Below are 20,001 nucleotides of genomic sequence, written 5' to 3' on the forward strand. Positions count from 1 at the left end.
TTTTAACCGAATTCCTTTCTCCCGACGAAATTGCGGCTCGACCGCTTGATGATTTAATTGATTTTTTGGTGGAGAAAGGTAATAAACATTTTGCTGATCCTAAAGCTACTGCTGAAAAACTGAAAATCGCTGCTCATAATGCCCATAGGTTAAGGGGTAACCTTTTGGAACCTGTCAACCTGATTTTAACTACCAGCCTTGAAACTATTAGAACTCTAGAAAAACAAATCAAAACTATTGATAAAGCTATTGCTAAAGAAATAGCACATTTTAAGCACACCCTTGATTCTGTACCTGGCCTTGGTCCGGTTATCTGCGCCGGTATTATTGCTGAAATTGGTGATATCCATCGTTTCCCTAATGATTCAGCTTTAGCTAAATTTGCTGGCTTAACTTGGCGAGAGCATCAGTCCGGTGAATTTGAAGCTGATACTACGCCACTTACTAAAACCGGTAATGCCTATTTGCGGTATTACTTAATTCAGGCTGCTAATTCTGTTCGTCAGTACGAGCCTGAATACCGTGAGTTCTACTCCCGTAAATTCCGGGAAAGTAAAACTCACCATCATCGCCGTGCTTTGGTCCTTACCGCACGTAAACTAGTGCGTATGGTTGATGCTCTGCTGCGCAGCAACCAACTTTATCTCCCCAAGGAGCAAAGGAGGAATCTTGTTTAATATTTTTTAAATCTCAATTTCCATTTTTGTTACTTGTTTCCATGTAGCTTGGATTCAGGATGGTTTTCTATTGCCTTTTTTAAGTCTTAACTTCGAAAATTTTTGACCTTATGGTCTTGACATATTACCGTAGGTCTTTTGATATTGTTTTGGGGTTATATTGAAGGCTTTTTTAAATTCTTTTATAAAATATGAGATATTTTCATAGCCCACCTCATAGCAGGTTTCGGTGACGCTCTGGTATTGTAATAGTTCCTTGGCCTTTTTAAGTCTGAGTTCTTTTATATATTCCTTTGGGGTTTTGCAAGTATAGGTCTTAAAATATCTGCAAAACTCATACTCTTCCATCCCAAAAATTTTTGCAATATCGGCTACTTTAATGTTCTTATGATAACTTTCATTAATATAGCTTAAAATATTGTTGATCCTGGCGTTCTTTACAGAGTTTATAATTTCCTTTGCACCTCTAAATTTTAATATTTCATAGAGCATTTCCTGGATATAGAGGTCCAGCAAAAACTCTTTTCCCTTTTCCTGACTGTTTAAGGTCCTTACAATCCTTTTATAAGTGCCCAGCATTTCTTCAGTAACGCTACATAAAAAAAAGTAATTGGTGACTTTTTTTATTTCTTCATACCCTAATTCAATTTGGATCCTCTCAATTAACTGGTTAATAACAGTATTATCTACCTCAATAACAAGAGCCTTGGTTTTATTTCCGATGTTTAAATCTACCTTTGAATTGGGAGCCAAGATTGCAAAATTGTCTTTTGTGTATTCGACGTTCTCAAATTCATTTACAGTAACTTGCTTCTTACCCTCCAAAATCGTACAAATTCTTAAATAATTTTTGGTATAGTAAGTAGCTTTAATTGGTTTAACAAAATCATAATATAAAATTTTCGCCTTTTCGGTATCAAACTCTTTATCGGGGGTTAAACTAGGTAAAAACATTATTTTCACCCCTTGTGCAATTTTGGGTTATTTTTTGCAAAAACGGGTTAGATTTGGCGTTTTTTGCTTGTTATAATTTTATCAAACTTTAAAAATAAAATGAACAGGGGGTTATAAAAATGAAGACGTACCGATTTTACATGCCGCCGGTTAGCCTAATGGGTATTGGCTGCCTGAAAGAGGCCGGCGAGGAAATTAAAAAGCTCGGTTTTAAAAAAGCTCTTATTGTAACCGACAAGGTACTGGTTAAGATTGGTCTTGTTAATAAGTTAACCGAAATCCTGGACAACGAAGGAATCGAGTACGTTATTTTTGATGAAACTAAACCAAATCCTACGGTTAAAAATGTTGAAGATGGTCTTAAAATGTTAAAAGAGAACAACTGTGATTTTTTAATTTCCTTTGGTGGAGGTTCGCCTCATGATTGTGCCAAAGGCATTGGGCTGGTGGCAACTAATGGTGGCTCCATCAAGGATTATGAAGGGGTAAATAAGTCGGCTAAACCCATGTTACCTCTGGTGGCGGTAAACACTACTGCTGGTACCGCAAGTGAAATGACGAGATTTTCAATAATAACCGACGAGGATAGACACGTAAAGATGGCCATTGTCGACTGGCATGTAACTCCGATAATGGCTGTTAACGATCCCGAATTAATGGTAGAGATGCCAAAAGCTTTAACTGCCGCAACGGGGATGGATGCCTTAACCCATGCCATTGAAGCTTACGTATCTATTGATGCGACTCCGGTTACCGACGCGGCAGCCCTTATGGCAATCGAGCTTATTTTTAAATACCTGAAACGGGCAGTAGAAAATGGAAAGGATATTGAGGCAAGGGATAAAATGGCTTATGCGGAGTATTTAGCCGGGGTAGCCTTTAACAATGCAGGCTTAGGATATGTACACGCGATGGCCCACCAGCTGGGAGGGTTTTACGATCTTCCTCATGGTGTGTGTAATGCTGTATTGCTACCTCATGTGCAGGCCTATAATCTGCAGGTTGTACCCGAAAGGTTTATTGATATAGCTAAGGCAATGGGAATAAATGTAGAAAACTTAACGGCAAAAGAAGCTGGAGAAAAGGTACTTGAAGCAATTAAAAATCTTTCGCGGGAAATTGGCATACCATCGGGTCTTAAAGAATTGGGAGTTAAAGAAGAGGATCTTAAGACTTTAGCCGAAAATGCCCTGAAAGATGCTTGCGGATTTACCAATCCAAAGCAGGCGAGCTTAGATGATATTATACGGATATTTAAGGAAGCAATGTAATTTTAAATGCATCGATAGACTTTTTGCCGTTTAATATTCGCCAATACTTCGGGTATTGGCGAATTTCTTTGCCTTTGGCATTTACCCGTTGAATCCTAATACCCCATAAAAAAAATTAATGATATTTGTCGAAAAAATCGCTAAGGAAAAGAGGAATTTTCCCCTGAAAGAAGAATATAAATACCGTATGAAAAACCTTATCTTTGACGGGAAAGGGATAGGAGGTGAAGATAAACACCTTAAAAGGTGTAAAACATTATGAATGTTCTAAATTATACAAAGCTCAGAGATGAAAAATTTGTTGAAGAGGTTGAAAAGGAAAGCGGCCAGCATTTGAGGGATTGCTACCAGTGCGGTAAGTGTACCGCTGGTTGTCCGGTGGCGTATGCCATGGATTACACCCCGAACCAGATTATGCATCTATCAAAAATCGGGATAGGGGAAGAGGTTTTACGGAGCCGGACCATCTGGATTTGCGCTTCCTGCAACACCTGTACGACCCGTTGTCCGAAAAATATCGACATTGCCAGAGTTATGGACAGCTTAAGGATAATTGCCCGCCGGAAGGGTTATACGGCAAACAGCCGGAATGTAGCGGCTTTTAACCGGATTTTCCTGGATATGATTAGAAAATACGGGAAGCTTTATGAGCTGGGTTTAATTCTTAATTTTAACCTGAAAACCGGTCAACCCTTTAAAGATGCCAGCTTAGGACCGAAAATGTTAGCCTTAGGTAAACTGGCTTTTTTCCCATCCAAGGTAAAAAATTCGGGAGAAATTAAAAAGATTTTTGAAAATATAGAAAAACTGGAGGGCGGCATTTAATGAAATACGCATATTATCCCGGTTGTTCCCTCCACTCAACCGCTAAGGAATACGACAAGTCTACCAAAAAGGTGGCTCAGGCTTTAAACATTGAGCTGGTAGAGATTCCCGATTGGAACTGCTGCGGGGCTACTGCCGGGCACAGTACCAGTCACTTACTGGCGGTAGCTTTAGGGGCGCGGAATCTTGCTCAGGCGGAAACCTTGGGTCTGGATATTGCTGCACCTTGCGCTGCCTGTTACCAGCGGTTGGTGGTGGCAGAAAGGGAAATGAAAGAAAACCCGGAAATCCGGGAAAAAATCAATGGTACTTTAGCGCGGCCGTATGAAGGAAATACCCACACCTACTCCCTGGTGGAAGTTATCGCCAAGGCAAAGGACCAAATAGAAAATTTGAAAGTTAGGTCTTTTACCGGACTAAAGGTTGCAGCTTATTACGGCTGTCTTTTGGTCAAGCCACCCAAGATTATGCAGTTTGACGACCCGGAAAACCCCCAGATTTTAGACGATTTGGTTAAAGCGACCGGTGCGGAAGCGGTTGACTGGTCGTTTAAGACCGAATGCTGCGGTGGAGCGCTGGCGGTTTCCAATACCGAAATTGTCTTAAAACTTACCCGTGATATCCTGCGGGTGGCTAAAGACCGCGGAGCGGATGTTATCGTTACCGCCTGTCCCCTTTGTCAGTCCAACCTTGACACCCGTCAGGGGCAGATTAAAGAAGTTTACGGGGACGACTTCAACCTGCCCATATTGTACTTTACTGAATTAATTGGTTTAGCTCTCGGTTTAAAACCTGAGGAGCTTGGCTTAAATACCCACTTTGTTAGCACCAAAAAAGTACTGGAGTGGAGAGATGCACGATGAAGAGAATAGGAGTATTTGTCTGCTGGTGCGGTTCTAATATCGGTGGGGTTGTGGATGTCCCGAGAGTAGCTGAGGCGGCAAAGGAAATGCCCAATGTAGTGTTTGCTACTGATTATAAATACATGTGTTCGGAGCCCGGCCAGGAGCTGATTATCAAAGCGGCTAAAGAGCACAACTTGGACCGGGTCGTGGTGGCATCCTGCTCGCCGCGTTTGCATGAACAAACCTTTAGAAAGGCTGCCGAACGGGCAGGACTTAACCCCTACATGTTTGAAATGGCTAACATCCGGGAGCACGTTGCCTGGGTCCATGCTCAAGAAAAAGAAAAAGCGACCGAAAAGGCAATCGAACTGGTCAGACGGGCTGTCTTTAAGGCTGCACGCTTGGAGCCCCTTTACAAATCAGCTATCGGTATCACGAAAAAAGCCCTGGTCATCGGCGGTGGTATTGCCGGAATTCAGGCGGCTTTGGATATCGCCGATGCCGGTTATCAGGTTATATTGGTGGAAAAGGAGCCGACCATTGGCGGGAAAATGGCGCAGCTCGATAAAACCTTCCCAACCTTAGACTGCTCCAGCTGAATATCTACCCCGAAGATGGCGGCTGCGGCGCAGCACCCAAACATTAAGCTTTATACTTATGCGGAAGTTACCGAAGTTTCCGGTTATATTGGCAATTTTGAAGTTACCATTAAGCAAAAAGCCAAATCGGTGGACCATAATAAATGTACCGGATGCGGTACTTGCTGGGAAAAATGTCCCACTAAAGTAGACAGTGAATTTGACTTAGGGCTCGGTAAGCGGAAAGCTATTTACATTCCTTTTGCCCAGGCGGTTCCCAATAAGCCGGTTATTGACCGTACTACCTGCCGGCAATTTACCAAAGGCAAGTGCGGCGTTTGCCAGAAGGTTTGTCCTACCGGTGCTATAGATTACGACCAGCAGGATGAATATATTAAAGAAAAAGTCGGAGCCATTATCATGGCTACCGGCTATGACCTGTTCGAGTGGGAAAAAGTCTACGGTGAGTACGGTTACGGTCAGTATCCGGACGTGATTACCGGATTACATTTTGAGCGGATGGCCAGTGCTTCCGGTCCTACCGGTGGCAAGATTATTCGTCCGTCCGATGGCAAAGAGCCCAAAACGGTTGTATTTATTAAATGCGTTGGTTCAAGGGATGACCAAAAAGGCAAGAGCTATTGCTCCCGGGCCTGCTGTATGTATACTGCCAAGCATGCGCACCAGGTTTTGGAAAAGATTCCCGGAGCGCAGGTGTATATCTTCTACATGGACGTTCGGACAGCCGGCAAGATGTACGAAGAATTTTACGCCAAAACCCTGGAAGATGGTGCCCAGTACATTCGAGGGCGAGTATCGAAGATTTATCCTTTAGGAGATAAATTGATTGTTCGCGGAGCTGACACCCTGGCCGGAGTTCCGGTGGAAATTGAAGCCGACCTGGTGGTCTTGGCCACCGCTATGGTACCGGCCAAGGGGTCGGAGGAAATTGCCAAAATTGTCGGCTTTTCTTTAGACAAAGATGGCTTCTTCCAGGAAGCTCACCCCAAGCTTGGGCCGGTGGAGACCACTACCGGAGGCGTATTTTTAGCCGGCGCTTGCCAGGGGCCCAAGGATATTCCGGACACGGTAGCGCAGGCCAGTGCAGCGGCGGCCAAGGTTATCGGGCTGTTATCCAAGGATCAGTTAGCTGCCGAGCCAATCGTCAGCCAGGTTAACGAAGCGCTTTGTTCCGGTTGCGAATTATGTAAACCCATTTGTCCGTATAAAGCTATTGACATGAAGAAGATTACCGAACGGGTTCACGGTAAGGTTATCGAACGCACCGTGGCAACGGTTAACACCAGCTTGTGTCAGGGTTGCGGAGCCTGTACCGTTGCCTGCCGGGTAGGAGCCCTTAACCTCAAAGGCTTTACCAACGAACAGCTCCTGGCGGAGGTGGAAGCAATATGTCTGTAGAGCAAAACTTTGAGCCGAAAATAATAGCGTTCTTTTGCAATTGGTGTAGTTACGCCGGAGCAGACCTGGCCGGGGTTAGCCGGATGCAGTACCCCACCAACTTACGGATAATCCGGGTACCCTGCTCCGGCCGGGTTAATCCCCAGTTTGTCATCAAAGCTTTTCAGCGGGGCATTGATGGGGTTTTGGTTTCCGGCTGACATCCCGGTGACTGCCACTATGTTAGTGGCAATTACTACACCCGCAGAAGGTTCCTTTTAATGAAACGACTTTTTGAATTTATAGGTTTTGAACCCGGGCGTTTTCATGCCCGCTGGATTTCCGGCTCGGAGGCCCAGAAAGTGGTGGAAACTGCCAAGAAAGTTACCGAAGAGGTGCGGGCCTTAGGACCAAACAAGAAGATGAGGGATGACCGATGCTAAAGGAAAAAATTAAGTCTACCGTTACCGAACTTTTGGAAAATAAACAGGTTGATTTTGTTATTGGTTACGGCGCCGGTTCCGATGCCGGGACCGTGCGGCCGGCTTTCGTAAAGTCGGTGGAGGAAGTGGAGCAGCTTATTTGGTCGCCCTTTGCGGTTAATAATTTAGCGAAATTTGTGATGGACCATTTGTATGAAAATATAAAAATTGGGGTAATTGTCAAAGGCTGTGATTCCCGTTCTGTAATCCGGCTGGTTCAGGACAAAGTATTCCCCCGGGAGAACTTTTATGTAATCGGTGTACCCTGTAAGGGTATATTAGACAAAAATAAAGTTGCTAAAGATTTTGACCTTTCCGGGGATTTGGTAGATTTTACCGAGCAGGGCGACGAAGTTATCTTAAAAACTTCAAAAGGCGAGTTTAAACTTCGCAAAGAAGATTATCTACTGGATAAATGTTACCGGTGTGAAACCCCAACGCCCGTGGTTTACGATGTGTTATTGGGCGAGGAAGTGGCTCCTTTTAGAACGGACGACTATGAAGATGTCAAAGCCATTGAAAACCTTTCGGTAGAGGAAAAATCCAGGTACTGGGATAAACAGTTTGAAAAATGCATCCGTTGTTATGCCTGCCGGAACGTTTGTTCTGCCTGTAACTGCCGGGATTGCGTTTTTGACATGGCAGAACCCAACTGGGTGGGTAAAGCGGCTAATTTATCGGAAAATACCGCTTTCCACTTAATCCGGGCGTGGCACGTTGCCGGACGGTGTGTGGACTGTGGCGAGTGTTCCCGGGTTTGTCCGATGGGGATACCCGTTAACACCTTGAACCGCAAAATGATTAAAGATATGAAAGAACTGTTCGCCGTAGAAACTCCGGGCAAAAATCCCGAGCAGGGGCCGGTTCTGGGGACCTTTAAAACCGATGATCCGGAAGAGTTTATGTAGTTAAACCTACGAGGTGACTTAAAGATGAGAAAAGGATACATCTTAAAGGAAAATCTTAAAACCTGGTTAGGGGCAATTAAAGAAAAGTTTCCCCTAATAGCCCCGGTACAGGACGATGGTCTAACCCTCTTTAAAGAAGTGGAAAAGGTTGACGATATAGTTTTTGATTACGGAATTACCCGGATGCCACCGAAGGATCTTTTCTTTCCGCAAACCGAAAAGATGTTTCGCATAAAAAACAAGAACAATGTGGCGATTGAATTGGAATCCCCGGAAAAAATAACCGACGAACAGGTACTGTTTGGCGTTCATTCCTGTGATTTAAAAAGCATTTTGGCTTTAGATCCGGTCTTTACCACCCGTTTTCCCGACCGTTATTATCAGGAACGCCGGGATAAAACCTATGTGATAGGTTTATCCTGCACTAAAGCTTTACCCACTTGTTTTTGCACCGCCTATGGCATCAATCCTACCGATGCCGATGGGGCTGATGTTCATTTAACCGAGGTTGGGGATAAGTACCTTGTGGAAGTGGTTACCGAGCGCGGGGAAAGGTTGGTTTCGGCTATTCCCGGAATAGTTTTTGAAGATACCACGAATTTAGAAGCGGAAAAAGCTAAGCTTACCGAAAAGGTTAAAGGAGAAATAAAGTTTATTGACTTAACCGGGGTTAAAGAGGTGTTGGATGAAAACTTTGAACTTCCCCTCTGGGAAAAGTGGGCGCAAAAATGCCTTGGTTGTGGGATCTGTACCTACGTTTGTCCGACCTGCCACTGCTTCGATATCAATGATTTTAACCGGGGTGACGGGATCGGTGAACGGTTTAGATGCTGGGATTCGTGTATGTTTTCCGATTTTACCCGGATGGCTGGCGGCCATAACCCGCGTCCCACGAAAAAGGAAAGGGTTAGAAACCGCTTTATGCATAAGTTAAAGTACCACCTGGACCGGTATAGCGTAGTGGGGTGCGTAGGCTGTGGCCGTTGCGTCCAGCGTTGCCCCGAAAATATCGACATCCGGGCAATAATTTCCGACATAAAGGGTGGGGTGTAATGGCACTGGAAAATCCTTTATTACCGTATATTGCAACCATAACCAAGGTGATTGATGAAACCCCCGATGTGAAAACTTTTCAAATGGTTTTTGACGATCCCGGGGTGTTTGAAGTTTTTAAACAAAAACCAGGACAAGTTGCGCAGATATCCATTTTTGGGGTGGGGGAAGCCACAATTTCTATAACCTCTTCGCCAACCAGGACGGGAATGCTCGAGTTTTCCATCAAGAAGGTGGGAAGACTTACTTCCGTTATCCACCAGATGGAGCCAGGAATGAAGGTGGGAATCCGGGGTCCCTACGGCAATCATTTTCCCTATGAAATGATGAAAGGAAAGGATCTCCTTTTTATCGGAGGGGGTATTGGTTTAGCGCCGCTAAGATCGCTTATTGACTTTGTTTTAGCCCCGGAAAACCGCAAGGATTACGGTAAGGTGGAAATCCTTTACGGAGCCCGTTCCTCGGCCGACCTTTGCTTTAAATACGATTTATTTGACAACTGGCCCAAGCAGCCGGACACCAAGGTTTACGTTACCATTGACCGTCCCGAAGAAGGCTGGGATGGCCATGTGGGATTTGTTCCTGCTTACCTGGAAGAACTGAATCCCAATCCTCAAAATAAAGTAACCATTACCTGCGGACCACCGATCATGATTAAGTTTGTCTTGCAGGCGTTAGAGAAGATGGGTTATTCCGAGGACCAGGTGGTAACCACTTTGGAATTAAAAATGAAATGCGGTATTGGGAAATGCGGACGCTGCAATATCGGGAGCAAATTTGTATGCGTTGATGGTCCCGTCTTTACTTTGCGTGACCTTAAAAAGCTGCCTCCGGAGTTTTAAAAAATTACCCGGCGTATGCCGGGTTTTTATTTTGTAGAAATAGCGTGAATTGTGTAGAAATATTTTGATAAATATTCTGGGCGAAGGGAAAGGAATATTAAACAAAGTGGCGAAATTTATAGAATGATTAACATTAAAGGGGGCAGTTAATGATTTTTTGTTTTTTAGTATCGTTTTTCTTTCTTTTAACGTTAATCTTAGTCTTTAATCAAAAAGCTCTTTTTACATTAAGCATTAAAAATAGTAAAAAAAGTAAAATATTAAAAAAGATTTTGAGTTTTAACCGGCTCACTTACTTGTATTTTACCATTCTTGATAATTCTCCCAATATAATTATCGCAATTGATAAGAATAATAAAGTGATATTTTTAAATAGGAGAGCTGAAGAGGTCTTTGGTATAACAAAAGAGGAAATTTTAGGAAAAAACTATGAAATGTTTTTTCAAAAATTCGGGGTTTTGGAGCGCTCTATTTTAATGGATTCTTTAAAGTACAGAAAGACCTTTGAGGTAGAAAATTATCCGATAGAGATTAAGAACTGTGTAAAGCGTTTCTGGGGAAAAAGTTATCCGCTTTTTGGGCCAAAGGGAGAAATTTCCGGAGCAGTTTTGGTACTTTGGGATACCAAAGATAAACAAATATTAACGCGGGAATTAATTAACCAGGAGAAGTTTTCGGTGGTTAAAACTATTGCTGCCGGCACGGCTCATGAAATTAGAAACCCTTTAACAACTGTTAAAGGGTTTATCCAGCTTTTAGGCCAGGAAAAATTAAATGACCCGGAGAGTAAAGTATTTTTAAACACCGTTTTGCAGGAAATTAATCGGATTGAAAAAATTATTTCCGAGTTATTAATTTTAGGAAGCGATAAAGGACTTAAAAAAACTTTTTTCAACTTAAATTACCTGATTGAAAAGGTTGTAGAAAATTTTACTCCGACAGCGTATTTAAACAATATTTCTATTGTAAAAAACCTGGCTAAAGAATTGCCCTTATTTTATGGAGATGAAGAAAGCCTTTATCTTGCCATTACGAGTATTTTAAATAATGCCTTTGAAGCCCTGCAAAAAGATGGGGTGATTGTAATTGAAACTTTTTATGAACACGGTAATAACGAGATAGGTTTAAGGATTGCGGATAACGGGCCGGGAATTCCGGAAGAGCTAAGATCGAAAATTTTTGAACCGTTCTTTACCACAAAACCGGAAGGCACCGGGCTTGGACTGGCCATTTGTTACCGTACAATTGAAGAACACGGGGGCGAAATTAGAGTATATAACAACGAAACGGGTGGGGCGACCTTTGAAATTACTCTTCCGTTACCCTTAGAAAATGCTCACACCCAAAATTCCGCCAATTGCGCCGGCTAAAAGGATAATTAAACTTTTTTCTAAAAAAGAAACCCAGGAAAAGGGTGTGTGAAATAATACTGCAGATGCGATTAAAAAAATAACGATAAAAATTACTCCGATTAAAAGGCCGTGCCAAAGGCCTTTTTTTTGCGCCCTGCGACTTGCGGCAAAGCCGCCGGCTAAAAGGCTTATAAAAAGAACCGCAAAGCTTAAAGCTGTCCACCAGGCAAAATTGGTGATAAAATAATAAAAAATAACGGCAAAGATCGTACCTAAGAAAAGTAAAGTTCCGAGGGCTATTATCGTACCCCAGAAAACTGCTTTAAAGTTCATAGTAAACCCCCTTTACCATCGTTTCTACAGTAAAAAATATGAACAAGCTTATTTTTTCAGAACCGAAGGAGTGAGGAAAATGGCAGAAATTGCCTATGAACTTGGCAACAGTTTGTATATCAACTTAACTAACCGGTGTACCAATGCCTGTGTATTTTGCATCCGAAAAACCGAGAAGGGGGTCGGTTACGACCTCTGGTTAGAGCGGGAGCCGGATACCCGGGAGATAATCGCTGCCCTAAAAGAAAAAGATCCGTTAAAATACGAAGAAGTGGTATTCTGCGGTTATGGTGAACCGCTTTTAAGAATAAAAGAGGTGGTGGAAGTAGCCCGGTGGTTAAAAGAAATTGGGGTCAAAAAAGTTCGCATCAATACCAACGGCCTTGCCAACCGGTATCATGGGAGAAACATTTTGCCGGAGCTCAAGGGGCTGGTTGATGTAATCTCCATCAGTTTAAATGCTCAGGATGCCGAAACTTACCAGAAGGTGAGCCGCTCCCGATACGGGCAAGAGGCGTATGCTGAAGTTTTAAAATTTATCGAAGAAAGCAAAAAATATATACCGGAGGTAGTGGTAACGGTGGTCCGCTGGGAAGGAGTTGATGTGGAGGAGACTAAAAAAGTTGCCGAACGCCTGGGAGTTAAGCTGCGCGTGCGGGAGTTTTATGGAAATTAAAATTAAAAGGGCTTGACAAAAACGACAAAATGTAATACTATGAAAACAAAGAAATACCCCCCTGGGGTATAGGAGGCGAAGATGTACGTTCGCGATAAGGAAGGGATAGCAAAGCGGTTAAAGCGTTTGGAAGGGCAAATTCGAGGTATTGCCAAAATGGTGGAGGAAGACCGCTACTGTATTGATATTTTAAATCAAATTGAAGCGGCAAAGGGGGCGCTCGACAAAGTTGCGTTGTTAATTTTAGAGGGACACCTGAAAGGGTGTGTTAAGAGGGCGATTAAAACCGGTGAAGAAGAACCGGTAATTAAAGAACTTTTAGAGGTTTTGGATAAATTTATACGATAAGGGGGAATTTAAAATGTGTGAACATTGCGGAGCTCACAATCATGCGGCAGAGCAAACTGTGGTTTTAAAAGTCGAGGGGATGACCTGCAACCACTGCAAAATGTCGGTGGAAAAAGCCCTTTATACGGTTACCGGAGTGAAAATGGCTGCTGTCAATCTTGCTGAAGGTCTGGCTACCGTTTTATACGACCCGAACCTGGCCACTGTTGAGCAAATGAAAGCGGCGGTAGAAAAAGCGGGCTATGAAGTGGTAGGCGTACAGTAAAAAGGGGGAGTAACTCCCCTTTTTTTAACACCAAAATCTGGGGTGGGTATTGTTTTGGCGTTTGGATGCGCTTTTGGGGATGGTGAAGGGTATGGAGACGGTTAATTTAAAAGTTTACGGGATGAGCTGTGCCGCCTGCGTGAAGAAGGTAGAAAAAGGTATCAGCGGTGTTCCCGGAGTGGAACAGGTAGTGGTTAATCTTATTAATAATCAGGTGGCGGTAAAGTACGACCCGCAAAAAACCGGCATTTCCGATTTTGCCAGGGTTATCGAGGATTTGGGTTATGAGATGGGAGTTGCAGAATATAAGTTCCGGGTCGAGGGTATGAGTTGCGCTGCCTGCGTGCAAAAGGTGGAAAAAGCAGCCCGCGGGTTTGCTGGCGTCCTTGATGCCGTAGTAAATCTGCCTGCCCAGCAGCTTACTGTAAAAGCCTACGAAGGGGTTTTAGATGTTGGCCGGCTTAAACGGGAAATCCGGGAACTGGGGTATGAAATCTTTAATTTTGAGGAAATTGACCCACTGGCCCGGGAGAAAGAAGCCCGGGAAAAAGAAATTCGCCACCAGCGGTTAAAAATGATAGTAGTATGGCCCCTGGCTATCTTGGCAATGATAGGTACCATGCGCCATTTATGGATATTTAAATATTTTGTGCCCGAATTTTTGGGAAACAACTATTTTTTGATGGCCATTACCACACCGGTGGTTTTGTATGGCGGTTATGAGTTTTTTGTTAAAAGTTATCAGGGGTTAAAGCGCGGAGTAACCGATATGAACCTTTTATACGCTACCGGTATTGGGTCGGCGTATTTAATAGCGGTAATTAATACCCTATTTCCCAACGCCGGTTTTGGCGGGCCGAAGGCGACCTTTTTTGAGTCAGCGGCTCTTTTAACGGCGTTTATTATCTTGGGCCGTTATTTAGAAGCGCTAACCCGGGGAAGAACTTCGGAAGCCTTGAGAAAATTAATAAGCCTAAAGCCCAAAACCGCCCGGGTGCTAATAAACGGTGGAGAAAAGGAAATTCCTGCCGATGAGGTGGAAATAGGCGACCTGGTGGTGGTAAGACCCGGGGAGACGATTCCCGTGGATGGGGTGGTTGAACGGGGAACCGCTTCTGTAGATGAATCCATGCTGACCGGGGAAAGTTTGCCGGTGGATAAAGGCGAAGGCAGCATGGTTCTTGGAGGTAGTATCATTAAAACAGGAGCTTTAACCGTAAAGGCTACCCGGGTGGGAAAAGAAACCTCTCTCTCCCGGATCATAAAACTTATGGAGGAAGCTCAAACCACCAAAGCGCCTTTGCAAAAACTTGCCGATGTGGTTGCGGGCAATTTTATTCTCGGCGTGCACATTCTGGCGCTGGTTACTTTTTTCTTTTGGTTTTTTTACGGCTACCAGGCCTATTTTACTCCTGAAACCCGCTTTCTCATGTCACCGGCCAGGATTGCCGAAATGGGAGTTTTCGGGTTTTCGATGCTGATAAGCTTAACGGTGCTGGTAATTTCCTGCCCGTGTGCGGTGGGGCTGGCTATGCCCAGTGCGATCATGGCCGGAACCGGGAAAGGCGCGGAGTACGGTGTCCTGTTTAAAAATGCCGAGGTAATTGAAAAAATGACCAAGGTCAAAGTAATAGCCTTCGATAAGACCGGTACCATAACCAAAGGGGAACCGGAAGTGACGGACCTCATTCCTTTTGAAATAAATGAACAGCAACTTCTGGAACTTGCTGGAGTGGCTGAGAAATTATCCGAACATCCTTTAGCCCAGGCAATAATTAAAAAATACCGGGAAATAAACCAAAAGGAGCCTTCTGAGCCTGCAACCTTTCATAATATACCGGGGAAAGGAATTATGGCCACGTATTCCGGGGTAAACATACTGGCGGGAAGCGAAAAGTTCTTGCAGGAAAACCGGGTGGATACATCACTGGCCGGAGAAATTGCCAAAAAACTTAAAGGGGAAGGCAAGACATTGGTGTACTTTGCAGCCGATCATAGGTTGGTTGGAGTTATAGCCCTTGCCGATACTGTCAAAGAAAGTTCCGCCAAAGCAATTGAACTTTTAAAGAAAAAAGGCTACATTCCGGTAATGCTGACCGGGGATAACGAAGTTACCGCCCGGGCTATCGCCCAAAAGGTTGGTATTTCCGAAGTGGTGGCCGGCGTCTTACCCGAAGGCAAGGTAGAAGCGATTAAGGCTTATCAAGAAAAAGGTTATCTGGTAGCTATGGCCGGAGATGGAATAAATGATGCCCCAGCTTTAACTCAGGCTGATGTGGGGATAGCCATGGGTACCGGTACGGACATCGCCAAGGAAGCGGGAGAAGTGGTGATAGTAAAAGGAGACCTTATCGATATTGTCAATGCCATGGATATTGCCCGGGCTACCTTTGGCAAGGTCAAGCAAAACTTCTTCTGGGCGTTTGTGTATAACACCCTGGGGATACCTTTTGCTGCGGGAGTGTTTTACCCCTGGACCAAAGCGTTAGTAAGCCCGGAACTGGCAGCTCTACTGATGGCGTTTAGCTCGGTATCGGTGACTTTAAATACGCTTCTTTTGAAAAGATTTAAGCCTTCGGGAAAGGCGGTGGGTTAAATGACCGAACAAGAAGCATTGAGAAAAAGCCGGGTGATATACTGGACGTTATCTCTGTTAACGGGTTTACTCTTTTTGGTGCTGGCTTTCTTAACAGGCAACTATCGGCCAACAGAGTTAATCGGCGGTTTTATCTGGGTTACTTTTTTGATGCTGATTGTGACTATGCCGGTGGTGATACCGTATTACAAGAGTAAGGTGAAATAAAAGGGCTGAACCTCTGATGAGGTCAGCCCTTTCTTTAATTAAAAGGGATTTACATTATTTACTGTGATAGTTTTTGAGGAATCGGTTACCTGATTACCACCAAGGTCTTTTGCAGTTATTTTCACCTTATAGATACCGGGGGCGACAAAACTTGTAGCGTTTTTTAAGTCCCAGGCAATTTGCACCGGACCATCCATAAAGTTATTGCTTATAAGATTTTTTACAACTTTGTTGTAGCTATCTAAAATTTGGACAGTGACCATTGCCGGACGGCTTAAGGTAAAGCTTATGTTCGCAAAGTTGTATCCTGTTGTAGTCCTGTTATTTACTGCATTATCTACATTTTTTGGAACTATACTTAAAGGCCGATTGTCCAACACAAAATAGCTACTGTAGACATCGAAAGGATTACCGGTTACATCACTACCCAGTAAACGGAAATAATATACGCCGTAACTTACGGAATTAAAAACAGGGTTACCGTAGACGGAAAAGTTTAAAGTGTTGCTTCCAAGCTTAAAGACTGGAGAAAGGGTATAGACCTCCGAGTTAACACCTTTTTCGTAAACTAAAAGGGAAACCGCACCCGGGGGCTCAAAAAAGTTAAAGGTAGCTTTAAGGAATTTTTTGGGAGCAACAGCGTGATAGTTATCGCTTGCACCGGGCATTACCAGGTCGTGTCCCTTAAAAGTAACACCGTTAGTATTGCTGGATTTTTTTACTATAGCTATTAACGGTGAGACATAATTGTTTTTGGTATTGCCAGCCAGATCTTTTAAAGTAAAGACAAATACATAACTACCATTGTTTACGAATTTACCGCTGCTGGTAAGCCCGGACCAGGTGACAAAATTAGCACCTGCTTTTTGCGGAACACCGTTTAATAAAGTGGCTACCACTGTACCTTTCCCTTTAACATTATCGTAGGCTGCCACTTGCACGGTTACATAACTGTTTTCACTTAGGTTATACTCGGCAATAAACTTTTCCCCAGCAACGGGGTCAAAGTAACTTTTCGTTATTACGGTATTGTTTTTGTCGTATACTTCGTAAGTAGTGGAAGATACGGAAATGTCAGGAGCTATATTATCAAAATAAACGTACTCGTAAACACCGCTTGCAATTGTGTTATTTAAATCAAAGATATACACTTTATAAAAAGCACTGGTAGTGAAATTTTTTAAATCGGTATTTTTTAACGACAAAGAAAATTTTCCGCTTTTTACTGAAGTTGATTTAAAGAGCTTTTCTTGATTGTTTTGATCGTAGATTGCAGCTCCAATGGTGTCAGCGGTAGAATAACCAGCAATCGTTAAATTTTTGCCATTAAACACCGGTGGACTTATAGTGACGTACAGGCCTTTTTGTACTTCCCCCAGGGAAATAAAGCTAAAGAAAACTAAGGCGGTAAAAGTTATAACCAGGATTAGGGGGTAAGGCTTGGCTTTCTTCACGCTAATACCTCCTAAACTTTAGTAAACTCGAATGTCCTTAGACTAAATACCCCTCTTTTAATTAATTCGGAAGAAAAAAATATTTTTTAAGTAAAGGTAGACTGAAATATGTGAAATGGTGCAGGGATTTAAAAAAATAAGACGAATTTATTTATCGAGGTGAAACGTATGTTTGATTTAAGTCCGGAACTCCAAAATAAACTTCGTGAATTAAACAGTTTATTAAAAAACCGCCGGGAAAATTTAAAAAACCGGGTGGCCATAAGAGAAATGCTTAAAAACCGTGGAGCTAAATTTATTAACCTTAAGAATTATGATAGCTACGAAAACCTCCTCATTACCGGAATAGACGGTTCGGTAAATTACTACGGAGTCTACCCCTATCGCATCTTTTTTTTCCAGGCCTATGCGGCCACCCCGAAAGGCGATAAAATTATAGTAAGCGATGTCAAAGCACCTTTTTTAGAGGATAAACCGGACGATGACCCCAAAGATCGTGTGCTTCCGGCTTTAGAGCTTGAAGCTTCGTTAAGAGCAATAGACCGGTTTAAGCCGGATATAATGCTTTTTGATGGGGGATTTATCCGTTACCGCCGGCACGCTCCCGAAAGGTGGGAACAGGTGGAAAAGGCCCTTTTGGAAAAGGACGTCTTGGGAATTGGAATTATTGAAGAAGCCCAGTCTCAGGCAATTGCCAAAATCGTAACCGACCAGATAGGGGTTTACGACCGGGAAATTCTTTTTGGCCTATTAAATCCCGGAGAGGCACTTTTCTTTGACGAAACGTTAAAAGAAGGTTTCTTTACGGTTTTTGCAAGACTTAGCAGGCATCCCCAGGCTATCGCGGTGGATTTCTTAGAGAGTCAAAAAGAGCGGGCGAAGATGGCGTTAGAGCTTTTATATGCTCTAACTCCGGAAGATTCTCGCGGAATTCCTTTTTTCCTTGATGTCATCGATTCCAAGACTAAATTATCGAAAGAAACGGTAGAGATACTCCTTGCTTCGTGCTTTGACCGAGAAATTTTAGAGTTATACTTACGGCCGCTTAGGGATGAACGGTTACTTTAAAAGGAGAGGATCAAAGGTGCGGGTTGTTGGTGTTAGCACCCAGCAGTTTGTTTATCTTGCGTCGGAAAAAAAGAAGTTTTATGTTAATGAAATTTTAGTAATCGAAGACCCGGATTTGGGAAAATTACGGGGGGTAGTCATTGAAGCTAAAGCTATAAACCGCTATCTTCCCCTGTCCTTTGAGAAAGGAACGGTCCTTGACCAAAAAGTTTTTGATAGCTTAACCAGGCTTGGTTTTAATCTTGCCGATGAAGAAGTTAATATTGCTTATGTTCGCCTCCTGGATACGGCGGCACTTCCGGTAAAAGTGGGTTCCCCGGCCCGGGTTCCGACTTTTCCCGAAGTTTCGGACCTGTTAGTACGCCAAACACCGGATAAAGGGCTGATCTTAGGGGAGATTGCGGGAAGCGAAGCGCTGGGACCTTTACCGCCGGAATATTCTAACTTGTACTGTCTTCTTGAAAATACAGGGCCGGTAATGGGAAAAGGTGTTCCCTTTATTTTTGACTACCGTTCTATGGCTGATTACCCACATATAGGAATTTTTGGGGGTTCAGGCTCGGGTAAGTCGTTTGGACTAAGGGTACTTTTGGAAGAATTAATGGCCAAGAAAATTCCGTGCCTCGTTTTTGATCCCCACGGCGAGATGGAGTTTTCCGAACCCTATCCGGGAATCCCCAAAGAAATTGCCCGGGATTACCGGGATAGATATCTTTCATTAAAAATTGGGGACGAAGTGGGGATTAGATTTTCGGAGCTTACCACTCCGGAACTGGTGAGCCTTTTAAATGCCATAAGCAGCATTAGCGAGTCGATGGAAAGTGCCGTGGAAGCTTTATTTGAACCGGGAAAAGATAGTGAGGTTACCTTTGGGGAAAAAATCAAAGCATTACTGGAAGCTTTGGAAAATGAAAAATTATATAAAGGGCCCGTACCCGATTATTTGGAAGGAGAAGCTTTAAAAAGACACCTGTTTGTCCGGGAAATTTATGAGAAATACGGCTACCGGGTAAACCAGTACCAGAGTTTAAAAGGTATTCTCTGGCGCTTTGAAAGTTTAAGAGCCAAAAATCTTTTTGCCAAATCGGTAGCAATTGCCCAGGAAGCTTTACTTCAGCGAAAAACGGTAGTTATCCGGGGAAATTTGAGCTTACTTAAGATTTATTCTGCCTATCTTTTAAGAAAGCTGTACTATGCCCGGCGAAATTACGTGGATTTACGCACTTTCGGGGAAACCGGCGAATATTTTCCCCCGTTTTTTATCGTAACCGATGAAGCGCATAACTTTGCCCCTAAGGGAGAGAAAGAAACGCCTACCCGGAGAATATTGCGGGAAATTGCCCAGGAAGGACGAAAATACGGGGTATTCCTGACGTTAGCCACCCAGCGGCCGGCCCTTTTGGATGAAACTATTACCGCCCAGCTATCCACCAAGTTTATTTTCCGCACCGTCCGGGCCACCGATATCAGCACCATTCGGGAAGAAACGGATATTACCGGGGAAGAGGCAGCCAAACTTCCCTACCTGCCATCGGGTTTAGCTTATATAAGCTCCGCTTGGATCGGGCGAACCGTACCGGTAAAAATTCGAGCCGCTCACACCAAGAGCCCGTATACGGAGAATCCTTTTGATGAGTTAGTTGAAAAGACATCAGTAGCTTCGGAAAAATTACTGGCAACTTTAAAAAAATTTCTCCCCCTTAGAACCACTTCGCTAAACGCCCTGTTGCCGTATATTGGCGATGAGTTAGGGCGGGAAATCAGTTATGATGAAATTATCGCTTTTTTAAATGACCAGGTGGAACAGGGGATTTTATTAAAAATTGATCACGGTCCCTTTGGTTTCGAGTATGTTTTAAAGGAGTAGAG

At 43.5% G+C, this 20,001-nt stretch carries 20 protein-coding genes; 17 read left to right on the plus strand and 3 right to left on the minus strand.

Annotated features, from left to right (window positions below; translation table 11 throughout):
- Positions 1-677 (plus strand): IS110 family RNA-guided transposase (locus tag CARFE_RS0110430; protein WP_028052720.1); only part of this gene is annotated, 677 nt, incomplete at its 5' end.
- Positions 678-785: 108 nt separating this feature from the next.
- On the opposite strand, the gene CARFE_RS0110435 is transcribed toward CARFE_RS0110430, so the two are convergent.
- A complete protein-coding gene (locus tag CARFE_RS0110435; protein WP_028052721.1) occupies positions 786-1,631 on the minus strand; it encodes a helix-turn-helix domain-containing protein in 846 nt (281 codons plus the stop codon).
- Between the two features lie 119 nt (positions 1,632-1,750).
- On the opposite strand from CARFE_RS0110435, the gene yiaY reads away from it, so the two are divergent.
- The 9 genes from yiaY (at position 1,751) to CARFE_RS0110485 (ending at position 11,203) form a co-directional block, all read left to right on the plus strand.
- On the plus strand, positions 1,751-2,902 hold the full coding sequence (gene yiaY / locus CARFE_RS0110440; protein ID WP_028052722.1) for an L-threonine dehydrogenase: 1,152 nt from the start codon (positions 1,751-1,753) through the stop codon (positions 2,900-2,902).
- Between the two features lie 258 nt (positions 2,903-3,160).
- Entirely contained in the window at positions 3,161-3,727 is a 567-nt protein-coding gene (locus CARFE_RS0110445) for a 4Fe-4S dicluster domain-containing protein (RefSeq protein WP_028052723.1), read from the plus strand.
- Positions 3,727-4,590 (plus strand): CoB--CoM heterodisulfide reductase iron-sulfur subunit B family protein, encoded by an 864-nt coding sequence (locus CARFE_RS0110450; RefSeq protein ID WP_028052724.1) that lies wholly within the window; start codon positions 3,727-3,729, stop codon positions 4,588-4,590. The genes CARFE_RS0110445 and CARFE_RS0110450 overlap by 1 nt, the downstream gene beginning before the upstream one ends.
- Positions 4,587-6,569 carry a CoB--CoM heterodisulfide reductase iron-sulfur subunit A family protein gene (locus CARFE_RS0110460; RefSeq protein ID WP_084138916.1) on the plus strand — a complete coding sequence of 661 codons (1,983 nt, stop codon included), beginning with the start codon at positions 4,587-4,589 and terminating at the stop codon, positions 6,567-6,569. The genes CARFE_RS0110450 and CARFE_RS0110460 overlap by 4 nt, the downstream gene beginning before the upstream one ends.
- A complete protein-coding gene (locus CARFE_RS14975) occupies positions 6,560-6,991 on the plus strand; it encodes a hydrogenase iron-sulfur subunit (protein WP_011343854.1) in 432 nt (143 codons plus the stop codon). The genes CARFE_RS0110460 and CARFE_RS14975 overlap by 10 nt, the downstream gene beginning before the upstream one ends.
- A complete protein-coding gene (locus CARFE_RS0110470; protein ID WP_028052727.1) occupies positions 6,985-7,938 on the plus strand; it encodes a 4Fe-4S dicluster domain-containing protein in 954 nt (317 codons plus the stop codon). Before CARFE_RS14975 ends, CARFE_RS0110470 begins: the two co-directional genes overlap by 7 nt.
- Positions 7,939-7,962: 24 nt before the next feature.
- Entirely contained in the window at positions 7,963-8,991 is a 1,029-nt protein-coding gene (locus tag CARFE_RS0110475; protein ID WP_028052728.1) for a 4Fe-4S dicluster domain-containing protein, read from the plus strand.
- Positions 8,991-9,833 (plus strand): FAD/NAD(P)-binding protein, encoded by an 843-nt coding sequence (locus tag CARFE_RS0110480; RefSeq protein ID WP_011343857.1) that lies wholly within the window; start codon positions 8,991-8,993, stop codon positions 9,831-9,833. The genes CARFE_RS0110475 and CARFE_RS0110480 overlap by 1 nt, the downstream gene beginning before the upstream one ends.
- Positions 9,834-9,982: 149 nt before the next feature.
- The gene (locus CARFE_RS0110485; protein ID WP_028052729.1) at positions 9,983-11,203 is read left to right on the plus strand and encodes a two-component system sensor histidine kinase NtrB; all 1,221 of its coding nucleotides are present in this window, start codon (positions 9,983-9,985) and stop codon (positions 11,201-11,203) included.
- On the opposite strand, the gene CARFE_RS0110490 is transcribed toward CARFE_RS0110485, so the two are convergent.
- Positions 11,159-11,518 (minus strand): TIGR04086 family membrane protein, encoded by a 360-nt coding sequence (locus CARFE_RS0110490; RefSeq protein WP_011343859.1) that lies wholly within the window; start codon positions 11,516-11,518, stop codon positions 11,159-11,161. The genes CARFE_RS0110485 and CARFE_RS0110490 overlap by 45 nt on opposite strands.
- Before the next feature lie 79 nt (positions 11,519-11,597).
- Between CARFE_RS0110490 and CARFE_RS0110495 the strand changes: the two genes are divergently transcribed.
- The 5 genes from CARFE_RS0110495 to CARFE_RS0110515 all read left to right on the plus strand — a co-directional run bounded on the left by CARFE_RS0110495 (position 11,598) and on the right by CARFE_RS0110515 (position 15,610).
- Complete coding sequence (locus tag CARFE_RS0110495; protein ID WP_028052730.1) at positions 11,598-12,194, plus strand: TatD family nuclease-associated radical SAM protein; 597 nt, start codon at positions 11,598-11,600, stop codon at positions 12,192-12,194.
- Between the two features lie 81 nt (positions 12,195-12,275).
- A complete protein-coding gene (locus tag CARFE_RS0110500) occupies positions 12,276-12,542 on the plus strand; it encodes a metal-sensitive transcriptional regulator (RefSeq protein WP_028052731.1) in 267 nt (88 codons plus the stop codon).
- Positions 12,543-12,555: 13 nt separating this feature from the next.
- Entirely contained in the window at positions 12,556-12,807 is a 252-nt protein-coding gene (locus CARFE_RS0110505; protein WP_051250281.1) for a cation transporter, read from the plus strand.
- A 49-nt stretch (positions 12,808-12,856) separates the two neighbouring features.
- Positions 12,857-15,403: a heavy metal translocating P-type ATPase gene (locus CARFE_RS0110510; RefSeq protein WP_245570784.1), complete on the plus strand. Its 2,547-nt coding sequence runs from the start codon at positions 12,857-12,859 to the stop codon at positions 15,401-15,403.
- Complete coding sequence (locus CARFE_RS0110515) at positions 15,404-15,610, plus strand: hypothetical protein (RefSeq protein ID WP_028052734.1); 207 nt, start codon at positions 15,404-15,406, stop codon at positions 15,608-15,610.
- A gap of 38 nt (positions 15,611-15,648) precedes the next feature.
- Here the strand turns inward: CARFE_RS0110515 and CARFE_RS0110520 are convergent, their stop codons facing one another.
- Positions 15,649-17,064: a FlgD immunoglobulin-like domain containing protein gene (locus CARFE_RS0110520; protein WP_028052735.1), complete on the minus strand. Its 1,416-nt coding sequence runs from the start codon at positions 17,062-17,064 to the stop codon at positions 15,649-15,651.
- A gap of 168 nt (positions 17,065-17,232) precedes the next feature.
- On the opposite strand from CARFE_RS0110520, the gene CARFE_RS0110525 reads away from it, so the two are divergent.
- Positions 17,233-18,132: a DNA double-strand break repair nuclease NurA gene (locus tag CARFE_RS0110525; protein WP_028052736.1), complete on the plus strand. Its 900-nt coding sequence runs from the start codon at positions 17,233-17,235 to the stop codon at positions 18,130-18,132.
- A gap of 16 nt (positions 18,133-18,148) precedes the next feature.
- Positions 18,149-19,999, plus strand: a complete 1,851-nt coding sequence (locus CARFE_RS14980; protein ID WP_034542046.1) for an ATP-binding protein — start codon at positions 18,149-18,151, stop codon at positions 19,997-19,999.
- Positions 20,000-20,001 lie beyond the last annotated feature (2 nt).

Origin of the sequence: Carboxydothermus ferrireducens DSM 11255 (assembly GCF_000427565.1) — a bacterium.
Taxonomy (GTDB): domain Bacteria; phylum Bacillota; class Z-2901; order Carboxydothermales; family Carboxydothermaceae; genus Carboxydothermus; species Carboxydothermus hydrogenoformans.